Source organism: Thermosynechococcus sp. JY1331, from assembly GCF_031583475.1.
GTDB lineage: Bacteria > Cyanobacteriota > Cyanobacteriia > Thermosynechococcales > Thermosynechococcaceae > Thermosynechococcus.
The window spans coordinates 1,501,681-1,515,137 of sequence record NZ_CP134180.1 but is presented as its reverse complement, the minus strand read 5'-3'; the positions used below and the strand labels follow the sequence as shown (position 1 = coordinate 1,515,137).

Below are 13,457 nucleotides of genomic sequence, written 5' to 3'. Positions count from 1 at the left end.
AGATGAAAGGATTTAAGATTTTTTATGGAACTTTTAGAGCAGGCCGCCAGTCACCATGCCGTTGCGATGGTTGAGGGTCATCAGCGTCCCACCAAGGGCGATCGCCCCTCCCAAGCCGATGAGTACAGGTTGCAGCCCCCACCACGTCTCCGCTAAACCAACCACCGCCAAGGGCACACTGAGGGCAATATTCACGAGGTTATTTTGCAGGCCAAAAATCGCCCCTCGCTGTTCGGCTGGGGTCATCAGTTGAATTAAGGTTTGCATTGGAATCGCGACCAAGGCCGCAAAGAAGCCCAAACCAATGATGTAGCCCATGCTCCAAGCCAAAGAATCTAGACTCAAGGACAGACCAAGAAACATGCCCCCCATGCCCCAACAGCCCAATAAACTCGACCAGCCGTAGGCAAAGTGCTTGCCCACTGTATTCAAAAGCAGTGCCCCTAGCCCGAGTCCGCCGGCCGCAGCCGCCAAAAGAAACCCAAATTGATCCGTATCGAGGCTGGGTAAGACCTCCGCAAGGCGCACCACCAAAACCGACATCGCCGCGACAATGGCAAACAGCAGGATGAGTTGCAGCAGGGCAAAACGCAGGGCTGTATATTCCTGCAAAAGCTGAAGGCCTTGGCGGAGTTCTTGCCACACTTGACGATAGCGGCTTGGTGGCAGATGACACTGATCCGGTGGCCGCAGCAGCATGAGTAGGAGTGCTGCCCCGCCATAGCAGGCACTGACAAAGACAGCCCCACCCCACTGGGAGTGCCAGTGGCTCGCAAGATTCAAAAGCGGCTCACCCGCAGCGAACCCCACCACGAGAGCAGCCATCATCGTCAGGGTATAGAGGGAGTTGGCCGACAGCAGATGGGACTTATCCACCAGCAGCGGAATGGCCGCCTGTTCTGCGGGGGCAAAAAATTGGGTTAAACAGGAAATCGTAAACGTGATCAGCAACAGCGCCATAAACCCAAACCATTGCCCGGCGCCAAGGAGAATCGTGATCGGAATCCCTAAGACAAGGAGGGCACGGTAGAGATTGGTCACGATAAGTACCTGTTTTTTCGACCAGCGATCCACCAGCACCCCCGCCACCGATCCGAGGAGAATGGCCGGAATCGTAAAGGCCACCATAATTGCTGACACCCAGCCACTAATACTCTGGTCTGCCGCTTGGAAAAACTCTGTAGTGAGGGCAATTACAAATACAAGGTAAATTTTGTCAGCCAACTGTGAGCAGACCTGCGCCAACCAAAGAGCAATAAAATTGCGGTTTTGCCAGAGGGGAGGCACCGGTGGTAGGGGGAGATCTATGCGAATGTCTTGCTGCTCAATGGTCATGGCTGGGACACCGCAACAGGTGAAAAACAATGATCAAGGAGGGGAGGCACCTGCAGCGTTTGCTCAAGGTGAAATTGCAGGTACTGGCGCAATATGCGTTCAAGGGACAGCCAAACACTGAGGGGATAGGTCTCGGCTTGGGCAAGGAATTCATCCCGTGCCAAGGATGGGGTGGTGGGCAGTGCTAGCCATTGGCCGAGGCGCACTTCAGTCGCTGTCAGTTGGCGATCGCCCTCTGAAGACACCTCCGCAAGAGAGTTGTCGGGACGCGCCTCAGTAAGGGTAAAAACGCCTCCCCTAGCAAAACTAAAGCCCACCCGCCAGTCGGTATCCGCTGCAGGCACAGCAATTTCGCAGCCACTTTCATGGCACTGGTACCATTCTGGGGCAATGCCCCCCAATCGCAAGATGCCCCACAGGCCGCGCACCAATAGCGCTAGGGAAGCGCGACTCGAAACCCCCTGAAGCTGGTCTAAGGTGGTACAGAGCCAATCAAAGAGATCCGGTTGAGGCTGCTGCGGATGGACTTGGTAGAGCACCACCTCACCGAGATATTGGGCAGCGGTCAGAGTGGTCAAGTGGCTGTTGAGGCCTTGGTAGGTGGCGACTGTTTCTGCTTGCAGAATGCGATCTAAATTGCGGCCAGGACTAATAAAGAGGTCATTGACGACAAACAAATCCACCCGTCCGCCCAGTTTCGAGCGGCAGCCACGGCTATGGGGGGCGACTAACTTCAACAGCCCGCGATCGCGACTAAAGACACTGAGCAGGCGATCGCTTTCCCCCAGGGGCATGGCCTTGAGGTTAATGCCAATTGTGCGGTAGGTGCGACCCATCCCAAGTATCCAGACAATAGCGGCAGATTGTTCGCCTATCTTTTAGCCTATCGCGGCCCGTCCCCTAAACAGTGATCAACTTGTTGCGGGCAAACCATTTCACCCCATGCTGGTTAATCTCTTCCCGCAGGGTTGCATTCTCAATACTGTGATAGATGAGGAGATCCACCCGTTGGGCAATGGGCAGTTCAGCGATCGCCTCGGCAAGGGCAGCTTGATCACTAAGGGTGAGGTTCTCGCCAAAGAGGGCAATATCAATATCCGAAGTTGTTCTGAAGGTACCGATCGCCCGTGAGCCAAAGAGGACGATTCGTTCTACCTTGGGATTGGCCGTTAGAGTGTCAATGATGGCTTTGCGTTTTTCTGGGGTGAGTCCGTCCGTCATTGTTGATATTTTTCCTGTAAGTAGTTGTACAGTTTCCGAAAAACAGGAGTCAACCTGTGTTTGATCAGTCGTTCCGCCTCTTTTGTCGTTTGCTCTTCGTAGGTATGGCTCAAGAGATTTCGCTTTGCCAAGGCATCTAGCAGTATCTCCGTGTCTTCCTCGGTGAGATAGCCTGTCTCAAAGGCCTTGCGAATAGCTTCTCTGGGAGTTTTCACATCCAGCCCCTCATAAAAAAGAAGGTCTTTCAATGTTTTCCACGCTAGCTCAAGGGTGAACTCAAACATTTGTACCAGACCGGCTCGCTCTAGTTCCGAATACTCCTCCTGAGCACAGGCGGTTTCTAGGCGGATTAGGACACGACCAAAGTTCTGCAACCGCTGTTGCCAACGCATCGCATCTCTATTCGTCATGTTTTATGAACCGTTGTTTCTTCGATTATCGCCAACGAAAGGCGGGGTCTAGCTCATAGCCGAACCGCGTCGCATCTACGGCTGTTAGGTCAATATCCCCAAGGCCATATTCCTGCCAGCGTTCTGTGACTCGCCGTGCCACCTCAGGATCCGATGTGAGGGGATCGCCCCAAGGATGGTCTGTTTCTGGAGGAATTTTCGTGGTGGCATCAATGCCCATGCGTCCCCCAAGGCCGATTTTTTCGCTGGCAAAGTCAAGGGAGTCAAAGGGGGTATCTCCCAAAATAAAGACATCGCGGCTGGGATCCACCTTGGAGCTGATCGCCCACACCACCTGACGCGGATCACGAATATTGATCTCTTTGTCCACAACAATCACAAACTTGGTGTAGGTAAATTGGGGTAGGGCACTCCAAAAGGCGAGGGCAGCGCGGCGTGCTTGGCCAGGATAGGCTTTGTCAATGGAAATAATCGCCGCCTTATAACTGAGGGCTTCCATGGGCAAAAAGAAGTCCACAATCTCCGGTACCTGCTGCCGCAGAATGGGTGTGTAAATGCGGTTGAGGGCAAGGGCAATCATCGCCTCCTCCTTGGGCGGGCGGCCACTAAAGGTGGTGAGATAGATGGGATTGCGGCGATGGGTCAGGCAGTGGAAATGAATGACGGGCGAATCTTCTACACCACCGTAGTAGCCCATGTGATCGCCACAGGGGCCATCGGGCAAAACTTCACCGGGGGTAATGGTGCCCTCAAGGACAAATTCCGCGTGGGCAGGCACCTCCAAATCAACGGTTTTGCACTTGGCCAAATGAATGCCCCCACCGCCATAAAGCCCGGCAAAGAGCCACTCCGACAAATCCACGGGAATTGGCGTTGCCGCCGCCATGATGATTAGAGGATGCACCCCCAAGGCCACAGCCACTTCTAGCTTCTTGCCACGGGCGGCAGCTTTGCGGAGATGGCGTGCCCCTCCCCGCACTGAAAGCCAATGCACGGTCATGGTGGTTGGGGATTGCAGTTGCAAGCGGTAAACCCCGACATTGGGAATGCCCGTCTCACAGTCTTTGGTAATGACGAGACCAAGGGTAATAATTTTGCCTGCATCCTTGGGGTAGGGGCGAATCAGGGGCAGTTGCCGTAGATCCAAATCGGGGGCTTTGATCACCACCTGCTGACACGGGGGTAACAAATCGCGACTCGGCTTGGCACGGACAACATCAAAGAGAATTTTGCCGAAATCAAGGGCTTGACTCAGGGTTTTGGGCGGCTTCGGCTGTTGTAGCTTAGCCAACTTTTCCCCTAGGGTTTCCAGGTCTAGGGGGTGTTCCATTTTCATGGCCCAGCACACCCGCTGTAGGGTTCCCAAGAGATTAATGGCGACGGGATAGGGGGAACCAATGACGTTTTCAAACAGTAACGCTGGCCCGCCGGCAGCCAACAGGCGGTTACAGATTTCCGCCATCTCCAGATCGGGATCAACGGGTACGGTGATGCGTCGCAGTTGTTGCCGCTGTTCTAAAAGCTGGAGATATTGCCGCAGGTCGTTCGTCATCGGGGATCAAAATCGCTTAATCTCTTTTATGTTAAGAATCTTTAGCCAATCGTGCAGGAAGGTCATGGCGGTTCATCCCACGGCGGTGATTGAGGCGGGTGCTCACATTGGGGAAGAGGTAGAAATTGGTCCTTTTTGCTATGTGGCGGCCACGGTGGAGATTGGACGCGGTACGCAGTTGGCTCCCCATGTCACTCTGTTGGGATATACCCGTCTTGGCGAGAACTGTAGGGTTCACAGTGGGGCAGTCATTGGCGATCTCCCCCAAGATGTGGCCTATCAAGGGGGAATTAGCTATGTCCACATTGGCGATCGCTGTACGTTGCGCGAGGGGGTAACCATTCATCGGGGAACCCAACCAGAAACCGTCACCCATGTCGGGCATGATTGTCTGCTGATGGCCCACAGTCATTTGGGTCACAATGTTTATGTGGGAAACCATGTGACGATCGCCAATAATACTTTGATTGCCGGGTATGCCCATGTGGGCGATCGCGCCTTTATCAGCGGTAACTGCCTCGTGCATCAATTTACGCGCATTGGGCGCTTGGCCATGCTCTCCGGCGGCACTGCCATTCAAAAAGATGTGCCCCCCTTTTGTATGACCCGCAGCCTGAGTACCAATACGATCATGGGCTTGAATGTGGTGGGTTTGCGGCGAGCGGGCTTTTCGGCTCAAGACCGACAGCTCCTCAAAAAGGCCTTGGATATTGTCTACCGCTCCCAATTGACCACCTCCCAAGCCGTTCAACACCTGCGGGAACAGTTTATCCATCCCCTCATTCAAGAGTTTTGCGATTTTATTAGTGCCTCAGAACGAGGGATTTGCCACTTTGTCCGCCGAGGAGAAGGGGGTGATCTGTCCTGAGGAGGGTCAACTTTTCGAGTACGATCGCCCAACAGACGCTTGCTCCTATTCCCCATGGCTGAAGTGCTGTTATTATCCCTGATGAGCGGTAGCCTCGGTGTCTCAGCACTGCTTTACTATCAGTGGTGGGGCTGGCAGGAGCAACTCAGCCAACAACGCGATGAAGAAGAGGAACAGTTGACCACCTACCCCTCCAAAGAAGAACAGCGTCAAGTATCCCCCAAGCTGGGAGGTTGGGAATTCAAAATCCTGCGATCGCGCCGCAACCAATTTCATGATCCCGATGTCCTGCGCAAAGTCTGCCAAGAGGAAGCCCAAGGGGGTTGGATTTTATTTGAGAAGCTCGACGATCGCCGATTGCGCTTTAAGCGGCCCATGGCCCTGCGGGAAAAAATCAAGCCCAGTGCCAACTACGATCCCTACCGCAGCTACTATGGGTCTCGGTTTGAATGGGAATCTTTGTTGTCCGTGATACTCTTGATGATGATGGCAACCTTACCTGCATATTTGGGCTATCGCTTGGTTATTCTCAGTCAACGCTTAGCCCCACTGCCAACCACTCCTCCATCTGCTCCATTGCGTCCCTAAGGTGCCTATGTCCTCCCTGAGTTTGCTGAGTGTGGGCACAACCCTCCAAGGGGGAAAATATCGCCTCGATGCCCTTTTGAGTCAGGGGGGCTTTGGTGTCACCTATCGCGCCACCCACACCCTGCTCCATCAGCCAGTGGTGCTCAAAACATTGAACTTGCAGCAGGAACCCCCGAAGCGGATTCATGATCTGGGGGAGCGGTTTATCCAAGAAGCGCAGCGCCTTGCCCAGTTTAATCATCCCCACATTGTGCGCGTCAGTGATTGCTTTATTGAGGGGGGGCGTCCCTTCATTGTCATGGACTATATCCCCGGACGCACCCTTGCCCAAGTGATCCAAGAAGAAGGGCCGCTACCGGAAAAAACGGCTCTCCACTATATTCGCCAAGTGGCTAGCGCTCTTGAATTAGTGCATGAGCATGGGCTGCTGCACCGCGATGTCAAGCCCGATAACATCATGCTGCGGGACGGCACAGATCAAGTGGTGCTGATTGACTTTGGCATTGCCCGTGAATACACTGCTGGGGTGACGGAAACAAATACGGGATTGCTCTCAGCAGGTTATGCGCCGGTGGAGCAGTATTTACCCCGCCACCAATGGACGCCGGCAACGGATGTCTATGCCCTAGCAGCAACGCTCTATGCCCTTTTGGCAGGACGCCCTCCTGTGGCCTCGGTCTTGCGCGATCGCGTGCCTCTCGAGGATTTACGCCAGTTTCAGCCCAATCTTAGTCAGCGCACCATTGATGCCATTGAAGCAGGAATGGCTTTGGATGTCCGCGAACGTCCCCAAACGGTGCAGGCGTGGCTGCAACTGCTCATGGGACAGCCCGTGGCGCGTCAAACCACAGCAACGGTAGCTGTGATGCCGCAGTACCGATCCACTATCTTGGCAAATACTCAACCGGAGGGGACAGCCGTCGTTGCTCCCCCCAAACAACGCAATTTTTCGCCGTGGCTATGGCTGTTGGGAACGGCAATCTTTGGCAGCTTAGCAGGCATTGGCCTAGGGCTATTTTTGCGCAACCAACCCGTGGACACAGTCACCCCTCGCCCCCCACGTCCTCAGGAACAGGAATTTCCACCCACCCTGCCGACCATTGTGCCACCTGTAGAGGTGACGCCCACCCCCACCCCGACACCGACGCCAGAGCCGGAACCCACCCCTACGGAACCGACGCCCACCCCAGAGCCAACGGAAACGCCTACCCCTAGCCCGAGTCCTGAGGAAACATCCCCAGAGCCAACGCCGACTCCTCCGCCATCCCTCTCTCCAAAACCCCCAAATTCCCCAAAGCCCCCAAAGAACGCAGAGCCTCCCGTCGCCCCTCCCACCGCCGTTGAACCATCTCCACCAACACCTACGCCCTCACCGCCACCGACAGAGGCAATGCCCGAGGTGTCACCCCCCCCAACCAGTAACACTGAACCGGCCACCCCTTAGAGATTGGTTAGTTCTGGAGTGCTCGCAAAAAGGCACCCAAGCGACTAAAGACTCCCTGACCACGGGGTTTGCCTTGGGGCGTCAGGGCACGCTCAATGTCTTCACTACTGGGGCGTTGCTCAAATTCTGCTAGGCAGGTGGGGGCGGTTTCACCGTATTGCCAAATTTGCCACGGTTGCGGATAGCAGCGCCAGAGAATGATGGTTTCTGCGAGGGGACGAAGGTAGTAGCAGGGTTCAAGGGTGTTGAGAAATCGCTCCCGCAGCCGCCGACCGGCGTAGCCAATACCAACGACGGCCACATCCTGAAGCCTTGGGTTCAAAAGGATAAAGGGGCGATCGCCCGCCGTTTCACACATCTGCTCAATGGCATTGGCTTCTACAGGGGTTGGGGCAACGATGACAATGGCGCGATCGCTCGCTGTAATGGGTGTCAGTAGTTCATTCACGCCCCGCACACCATAGGCAGTTTCACCCCATTCGCGACGGGCAAGGGCGGCAGATCCAGCATCGGCAAAAAAGACCTTGAGATCACGACCTAGTTCCTCAAACAAAGGGAGGTAGCCAGCGGCAAAGGCCATCGCATTGAGATCGGGCAACAGGATCTCGATTTGCAGGCGATTTTTACCCTCTTGAAGCGCCGCTTGGGTGGCCTGTTGAGCTTGGCTGAGGGCAGTCTCCAGACTATCGGGGGGCAGGATCGACATGGGTCTTAAGCGGAGACCTCACTGGCAACGGTGGCAAACAGGCGTTGTAGCTCCTCCACTAGGGTTTTCGCTTGGGCGAGCGTTTGCGGGGTCGTGGATTGTTCCAGTTGGGCAGCGATGGTTTGCATGGCAGTAATGCCGACATTGCCACTGGCGCCCTTGAGATGATGGGCATCCCGCTTGATTTGATCAACGTTTCCCTGATTGACCGCTTCCGCCAATGCTTGGAGACGCTGCTGGGCATCCTCAACAAAGGTTTGCAACAGTTCCAACTCAAACTCGCGATCGCCCCCCGAAAGGGCAGCCAAGTAGTCCCAATCAATTGGCGATGTCATCGATTCACAATTCCCCACAGGTTACTCGTCGTTATTTTAGCCTGTACCAGCCAAGGCGGTTCAAGGGTTAGGTGAGGAAACGCAAGGGGAGATTTGTAATAATTCTTAACTTTATCACCGTGGTCTGCCCCCTTGGCGAAACAGGGGATTCGATGGCACTATCGCAGTGGTGAGGCCAACAACAGCGGCAGGATTGAGGAACGATGGGCGATCGCGTGACGGTGGGGATTGTGGGGGCCTCTGGCTATGGGGGCGTCCAACTGGTGCGTTTACTCCTTGACCATCCCCAAGTGGAGATTGCATACCTTGGCGGTGAGGGGAGTGCGGGTCGCCCCTACACGGAGCTATATCCCCATTTGCAGGGTCGGGTGAATCTCACGGTGGAACCCGTATCCGTGGAGGTGATTCGCGATCGCGCCCAAGTGGTGTTTCTCTCGCTGCCCAATGGCATTGCCTGTAAGCTTGCCCCGCAACTCCTTGAGCAGGGCTGCAAAGTGCTGGATTTGTCGGCAGACTATCGCTTTCAGGATTTGAAAACCTACACCCAGTGGTACGGTGAACCAAGGGAAGATGAGGCTACGACCCGACAGGCGGTCTATGGGTTGCCAGAACTCTATCGCGATCGCATTCGCCAAAGTGCCCTCATTGGTTGTCCGGGGTGTTATCCCACCGCTAGCTTGCTGGCTCTAGCACCCCTGATAAAGCAGGGTCTGATTGAACCGAATACGGCAATTATTGATGCCAAGTCCGGTACCTCCGGCGGCGGTCGTCAGGGCAAAATCAATCTCCTGCTTGCGGAAGCTGACAACTCCCTTGCTCCCTACAGTGTTGCTCGACATCGCCACACGCCAGAAATTGAAGCCATTTGTAGCGAATTGGCCGGCCAAAGCGTCCTTGTGCAGTTCACGCCGCACCTTGTCCCCATGCCGCGGGGGATTTTGGCCACTGTCTATGCCACACTGCGGGATCCGGGTCTAGTGCGTGAAGATTTAATCACCATCTACCAAGCTTTTTATCGCCATTCCCCTTGGGTGAATATCCTGCCCCCCGGCCTCTATCCCCAGACGAAATGGGCATGGGGCACCAATGCCTGTTTTATTGGCATTGAGGTGGATGAGCGCACCGGCCGGGTGATTGTCATTTCCGCCATTGATAACCTAATGAAGGGACAGGCTTCCCAAGCGGTGCAATGCTTGAATCTAATGATGGGCTGGCCAGAAACGCTGGGCTTACCGCAGGTTGCCTTTTATCCCTAGGACTCAAGTTTCATCTTGTTCGACCAAGGGCAGGCGATCGCCCCGTAATAGCTCAGTGCTGCTTGCACTCAAAGACAATCCCATCTGCCATAATCCCTGCCCTAGGCACAAAGCCGCCAGAAAGGGAGCGGTACTCAAGCTTAAGAGTAACGTTGTCGGTGTCAAGCCAGCCATCAGGATTTAGGACTCATCACTATCTGAACCATCCGCATCCTCATCAGGAGGAATATTGGCAAAGAGCAAGTCTCGGGATTTCTTCAGTTGCTTCCAAAGCACCTTAATTTGATTGTAGGCCTCCTCAGAGCTGATCTTACCGCCCGTTTCCAGACCACAAATATAGCTCACCCGTTGAGCAAATTCCTGCAAATTGGCATTAAAGGCCAAGTTTTGCGGCGTAAATGCACCATGGTAGCGGCTGGTGGGGAAGAGGAATTTTTCTTTGTCAAATTTCGGTGTGGGCGATTCAGACACAGGGGTAGCCCTTTGCCAATAAGGTTATCCTTATTCTAGCGACAATTTCTAGGGTTCTATGGCAGGAGTTGAGCAAAGTCTCAAAGCAGTCCAAGCATGTGCAATGGCCCTTGACCACTGATTAACTCAATGATCAGGGCTAAAAATCCCAACATTGCCAAGCGTCCATTCCAACGTTCGGCGGCGGAGGTCATCCCCCATTCCCAGCGCTCTTGAGGGTAGAGCTTCACCCGCTTGCGGGACTTATTCACCTCAGCAAAGGTACGCGGTGGTGCTGCAAGAGCATCCTTCACCAGTTGGGCAAGGGCACCAATAAAGCCACTGTGATCATTAAGAGCAGGCACGCGCCGAAAGACTTCAATGCCAGCCTCTTCGGCAATCTCGCGGTACTCGATGTCAATTTCCTGAAGGGTTTCAATGTGCTCTGAAATAAAGCTAATCGGAACAACAACAAGGGTTTTCACCCCTTGAGCGGCCAACTCAGGAATCACATCTTCGGTGTAGGGTTGCAGCCATTCCACAGGCCCCACCCGACTTTGGTAGGCCAACACATGGGTATTGGGGCGATTCAGGGCAGCCATGATGAGCTTCACGCAGGCTTCGATTTCCTCTTGGTAGGGATCCCCTGCTTCGGTGACATAGCTTTTGGGAACGCCGTGGGCACTAAAGAAAATCACGGCTTCGTCAGGGTTGGGGCATTGGTCGAGTTCTTGGCGAATCAAGTCCGCCATAGCCGCCACATAGCCGGGGTGGTTGTACCAAGAGGGGATCAGCGTATAGCGAATCTTTTGCAATTCAGGGTCTTGGTTCCACAAGCTCTCTAGGAGGCGAAAACTAGAGCCACTGGTGCTAATGGAAAACTGTGGGTAAAGGGGTAAAATCACTAGATCGCGAATTTGATCCGCTTTGATTTGGGCGATCGCCTCCTCGGTAAAGGGGTGCCAGTAGCGCATACCAATGTACAAATTGGCCTCAATGCCAATGCGTTCTAGGGCGTCTTTCAGGGCACGGGCTTGCTGTTCAGTCATGCGCCGTAGGGGGGAGCCGCCACCAATTTGGGCATAGTTGGCCTGAGAACGCCGGGCACGACTGGTGGAGATAAACCAAGCAAGGGGCTTTTGTAGCCAACGGAAGGGCAGGCGAATGATTTCGGGATCAGAGAACAGGTTGTACAAAAAGGGGCGCACATCCTCGGGGCGATCGGGCCCCCCTAAATTGAGAAGTAGTACACCTGTTTGGCTCGCCATGCCCAAAATCACCTAAATCTTTTCGCGATCGCTTTCTTATTGTGACATACTCTCAGGATCTCAGGGGGAGAAAATCTCGCTAAGGTAGGGATGAGAGAATGCGGTTGATGTGTGCAAACGGTGACCTACGCAATTGATTTTGGAACCAGTAATACGTTGGTGGCGCGGTGGAATTATGCCACCCAAGCAGCCGAAGCGGTAACGCTCTCTGGACTCTCGGTGGGGTTTGGTGAGGTACCGGCGCTCATTCCTAGCTTGGCCTATGTGGAGGATGCCAGTGTTCCTCTGGTCGTGGTAGGGCAGCAGGTGCGCGATCGCGGCTTGGATGGGGTGGGCGATCGTCGCTTTTTCTCGCGGTTTAAGCGGGGGATTGGCGCCACCGTACAGGGCTATTTACCCGAGCTGGATGGCTGTTCTTTGAGCTTTGAAACCATTGGCACGTGGTTTTTGCAAGCCCTGTTGAAGGAACTGAAACACACTAGCGGCGGCGATGTCGAACAGGGGTTGATCTTCACCGTGCCGGTGGATAGCTTTGAAACCTATCGCAGTTGGCTGTTGCAGGTGTGTGAGGGGTTTGCCATTGAGCAAATTCGCCTCTTGGATGAACCCACGGCTGCGGCCTTAGGTTATGGCGTGGCCGATCGCCCGCTGATCTTGGTGATTGATTTTGGCGGGGGCACCCTCGATCTCTCCCTTGTCGAACTCAAGAGCGATCAACGCCAAAGCCGTCCCTTGGGATTTATTCTCAAGTGGGGCGATCGCCAGTGGGCCTCAAGCGACAACCAACGGCCTCGCACAGCGCGGGTGATTGCCAAAGCAGGCTTGAATTTAGGGGGCACGGATATTGACCACTGGATTGTCGATGAGTGGGTAAAACGCGGCATGACCGCCAATAGCCTGCTGCTGCGCCTTGCCGAGCGCTTAAAAATTCAACTCTCGCAGCAGCCCTATGCCCAAGAGGTGTACTTTGACAGCGAAACATTTAACACCCTAGAGATCCGCCTCGAACGCTCGGAACTGGAGGAGCTACTCCATCAGCAGCAATTTTTCCAACGTCTGGATGATGCTCTCACCCAAGTGCTCCAACAGGCACGCCGCCAAGGCATCACCCCCGACACGATTGATGCGGTGCTCCTAGTGGGGGGGACAACGCAAATTCCCGCAGTGCAAAAATGGGTTGCTGAGTATTTTGAGGCCACAAAGATCAACGCCCAACAGCCTTTTACAGCGGTGGCCATGGGTGCTCTAGCAGTGACCCAAGGGCTGGATGTCAAGGATTTTCTCTACCACAGCTACGGCATTCGCTTCTGGGATGCTAAGCTCAACCGTCATGGCTGGCACCCCATTATCCAGCGGGGACAACCCTACCCCATGGGCGAACCCGTGGAATTGATTTTAGGGGCCTCGACGGAGGGACAGCCCAGTATTGAACTGGTGATTGGTGAATTGGGGGACGAGCAAGGGGGTGTGGAGATCTTTTTTGATGGCGATCGCCTGATTACCCGTAGTGCCGGTGAACGCACGGTGCAGCCCCTCAATGACACCCCCCAAGGCAAAACCCTCGCCAAGCTGGATCCCCCTGGCTATCCGGGGAGCGATCGCATTCGGGTCCTCTTTCAAGTGGATGGCGATCGCCAACTGCGGGTTACCGTTGATGACTTGCTCACCCAAGAGCGTCTCATCAATAATCAAATCGTCACCCAATTGCGTTGACCGAATTGCATTGTGGCTCCCCATTCCCTACCCCAAACTACTGCCTATGTCCGCATCATTGCCCAAAGTTGGCAAGAGGGTCACATTCGTGGCCACGTCTGCGCCAGCGAGTACCAGTGGGAATTTTGCTGGCAATTCAGGGCGAAAAAGCTGCAAATCTCCCCAGCCTTTGGGCGTGCTCTGATCAAAGAACCCTTGGGGCGGTTTCTCGAAGCCCAAGACTACCAATTAGAGCCGGGGGGCGATTATGAATTTGTTGTCCGTGCCAAGTTTTAGGTGCGTTCCGCTGTGCCTAAGCTACAATCAGTGAG

At 54.6% G+C, this 13,457-nt stretch carries 16 protein-coding genes; 6 read left to right on the top strand and 10 right to left on the bottom strand.

Annotated features, from left to right (window positions below):
- Nucleotides 1-33 precede the first annotated feature (33 nt).
- From RHJ31_RS07305 to RHJ31_RS07285, 5 genes are all read right to left on the bottom strand, one after another.
- Complete coding sequence (locus RHJ31_RS07305) at nt 34-1,335, bottom strand: MFS transporter (protein WP_302676136.1); 1,302 nt, start codon at nt 1,333-1,335, stop codon at nt 34-36.
- Nucleotides 1,332-2,171, bottom strand: coding sequence for a DNA repair protein RecO (gene recO / locus RHJ31_RS07300; RefSeq protein ID WP_302676135.1), 840 nt, complete (start codon nt 2,169-2,171; stop codon nt 1,332-1,334). The genes RHJ31_RS07305 and recO overlap by 4 nt, the downstream gene beginning before the upstream one ends.
- Before the next feature lie 64 nt (nt 2,172-2,235).
- Entirely contained in the window at nt 2,236-2,556 is a 321-nt protein-coding gene (locus tag RHJ31_RS07295) for a nucleotidyltransferase family protein (RefSeq protein ID WP_302676134.1), read from the bottom strand.
- Nucleotides 2,553-2,966 (bottom strand): HI0074 family nucleotidyltransferase substrate-binding subunit, encoded by a 414-nt coding sequence (locus RHJ31_RS07290; RefSeq protein ID WP_302676133.1) that lies wholly within the window; start codon nt 2,964-2,966, stop codon nt 2,553-2,555. The genes RHJ31_RS07295 and RHJ31_RS07290 overlap by 4 nt, the downstream gene beginning before the upstream one ends.
- A gap of 25 nt (nt 2,967-2,991) precedes the next feature.
- On the bottom strand, nt 2,992-4,518 hold the full coding sequence (locus RHJ31_RS07285; protein ID WP_302676132.1) for a UbiD family decarboxylase: 1,527 nt from the start codon (nt 4,516-4,518) through the stop codon (nt 2,992-2,994).
- Between the two features lie 64 nt (nt 4,519-4,582).
- On the opposite strand from RHJ31_RS07285, the gene lpxA reads away from it, so the two are divergent.
- The 3 genes from lpxA to RHJ31_RS07270 are packed head-to-tail and all read left to right on the top strand — an operon-like array spanning nt 4,583 to nt 7,418.
- Nucleotides 4,583-5,386, top strand: coding sequence for an acyl-ACP--UDP-N-acetylglucosamine O-acyltransferase (gene lpxA / locus RHJ31_RS07280; protein ID WP_302676131.1), 804 nt, complete (start codon nt 4,583-4,585; stop codon nt 5,384-5,386).
- A 54-nt stretch (nt 5,387-5,440) separates the two neighbouring features.
- On the top strand, nt 5,441-5,974 hold the full coding sequence (locus RHJ31_RS07275; RefSeq protein WP_206199816.1) for a hypothetical protein: 534 nt from the start codon (nt 5,441-5,443) through the stop codon (nt 5,972-5,974).
- Nucleotides 5,975-5,981: 7 nt separating this feature from the next.
- Nucleotides 5,982-7,418, top strand: a complete 1,437-nt coding sequence (locus RHJ31_RS07270) for a serine/threonine-protein kinase (RefSeq protein WP_302676130.1) — start codon at nt 5,982-5,984, stop codon at nt 7,416-7,418.
- 7 nt (nt 7,419-7,425) lie between these two features.
- On the opposite strand, the gene RHJ31_RS07265 is transcribed toward RHJ31_RS07270, so the two are convergent.
- Complete coding sequence (locus RHJ31_RS07265; RefSeq protein ID WP_302676129.1) at nt 7,426-8,124, bottom strand: DUF1995 family protein; 699 nt, start codon at nt 8,122-8,124, stop codon at nt 7,426-7,428.
- 5 nt (nt 8,125-8,129) lie between these two features.
- Nucleotides 8,130-8,459, bottom strand: a complete 330-nt coding sequence (locus RHJ31_RS07260; protein WP_302676128.1) for an Hpt domain-containing protein — start codon at nt 8,457-8,459, stop codon at nt 8,130-8,132.
- Nucleotides 8,460-8,662: 203 nt separating this feature from the next.
- Here RHJ31_RS07260 and argC point away from each other — a divergent pair, with 203 nt between their 5' ends.
- Nucleotides 8,663-9,715, top strand: a complete 1,053-nt coding sequence (gene argC, locus RHJ31_RS07255) for an N-acetyl-gamma-glutamyl-phosphate reductase (RefSeq protein WP_302676127.1) — start codon at nt 8,663-8,665, stop codon at nt 9,713-9,715.
- A 3-nt stretch (nt 9,716-9,718) separates the two neighbouring features.
- Here the strand turns inward: argC and RHJ31_RS07250 are convergent, their stop codons facing one another.
- The 3 genes from RHJ31_RS07250 to hemH all read right to left on the bottom strand — a co-directional run bounded on the left by RHJ31_RS07250 (nt 9,719) and on the right by hemH (nt 11,433).
- Nucleotides 9,719-9,889 (bottom strand): hypothetical protein, encoded by a 171-nt coding sequence (locus tag RHJ31_RS07250; RefSeq protein WP_206199811.1) that lies wholly within the window; start codon nt 9,887-9,889, stop codon nt 9,719-9,721.
- A 6-nt stretch (nt 9,890-9,895) separates the two neighbouring features.
- Nucleotides 9,896-10,186, bottom strand: a complete 291-nt coding sequence (locus RHJ31_RS07245) for a hypothetical protein (RefSeq protein ID WP_302676126.1) — start codon at nt 10,184-10,186, stop codon at nt 9,896-9,898.
- Between the two features lie 80 nt (nt 10,187-10,266).
- Nucleotides 10,267-11,433 carry a ferrochelatase gene (gene hemH, locus RHJ31_RS07240; RefSeq protein WP_302676125.1) on the bottom strand — a complete coding sequence of 389 codons (1,167 nt, stop codon included), beginning with the start codon at nt 11,431-11,433 and terminating at the stop codon, nt 10,267-10,269.
- A gap of 120 nt (nt 11,434-11,553) precedes the next feature.
- Here hemH and RHJ31_RS07235 point away from each other — a divergent pair, with 120 nt between their 5' ends.
- Nucleotides 11,554-13,146 carry an Hsp70 family protein gene (locus tag RHJ31_RS07235; RefSeq protein WP_302676124.1) on the top strand — a complete coding sequence of 531 codons (1,593 nt, stop codon included), beginning with the start codon at nt 11,554-11,556 and terminating at the stop codon, nt 13,144-13,146.
- 12 nt (nt 13,147-13,158) lie between these two features.
- Nucleotides 13,159-13,422 (top strand): DUF3146 family protein, encoded by a 264-nt coding sequence (locus RHJ31_RS07230; protein ID WP_302676123.1) that lies wholly within the window; start codon nt 13,159-13,161, stop codon nt 13,420-13,422.
- The last annotated feature ends 35 nt before the right edge of the window (nt 13,423-13,457 follow it).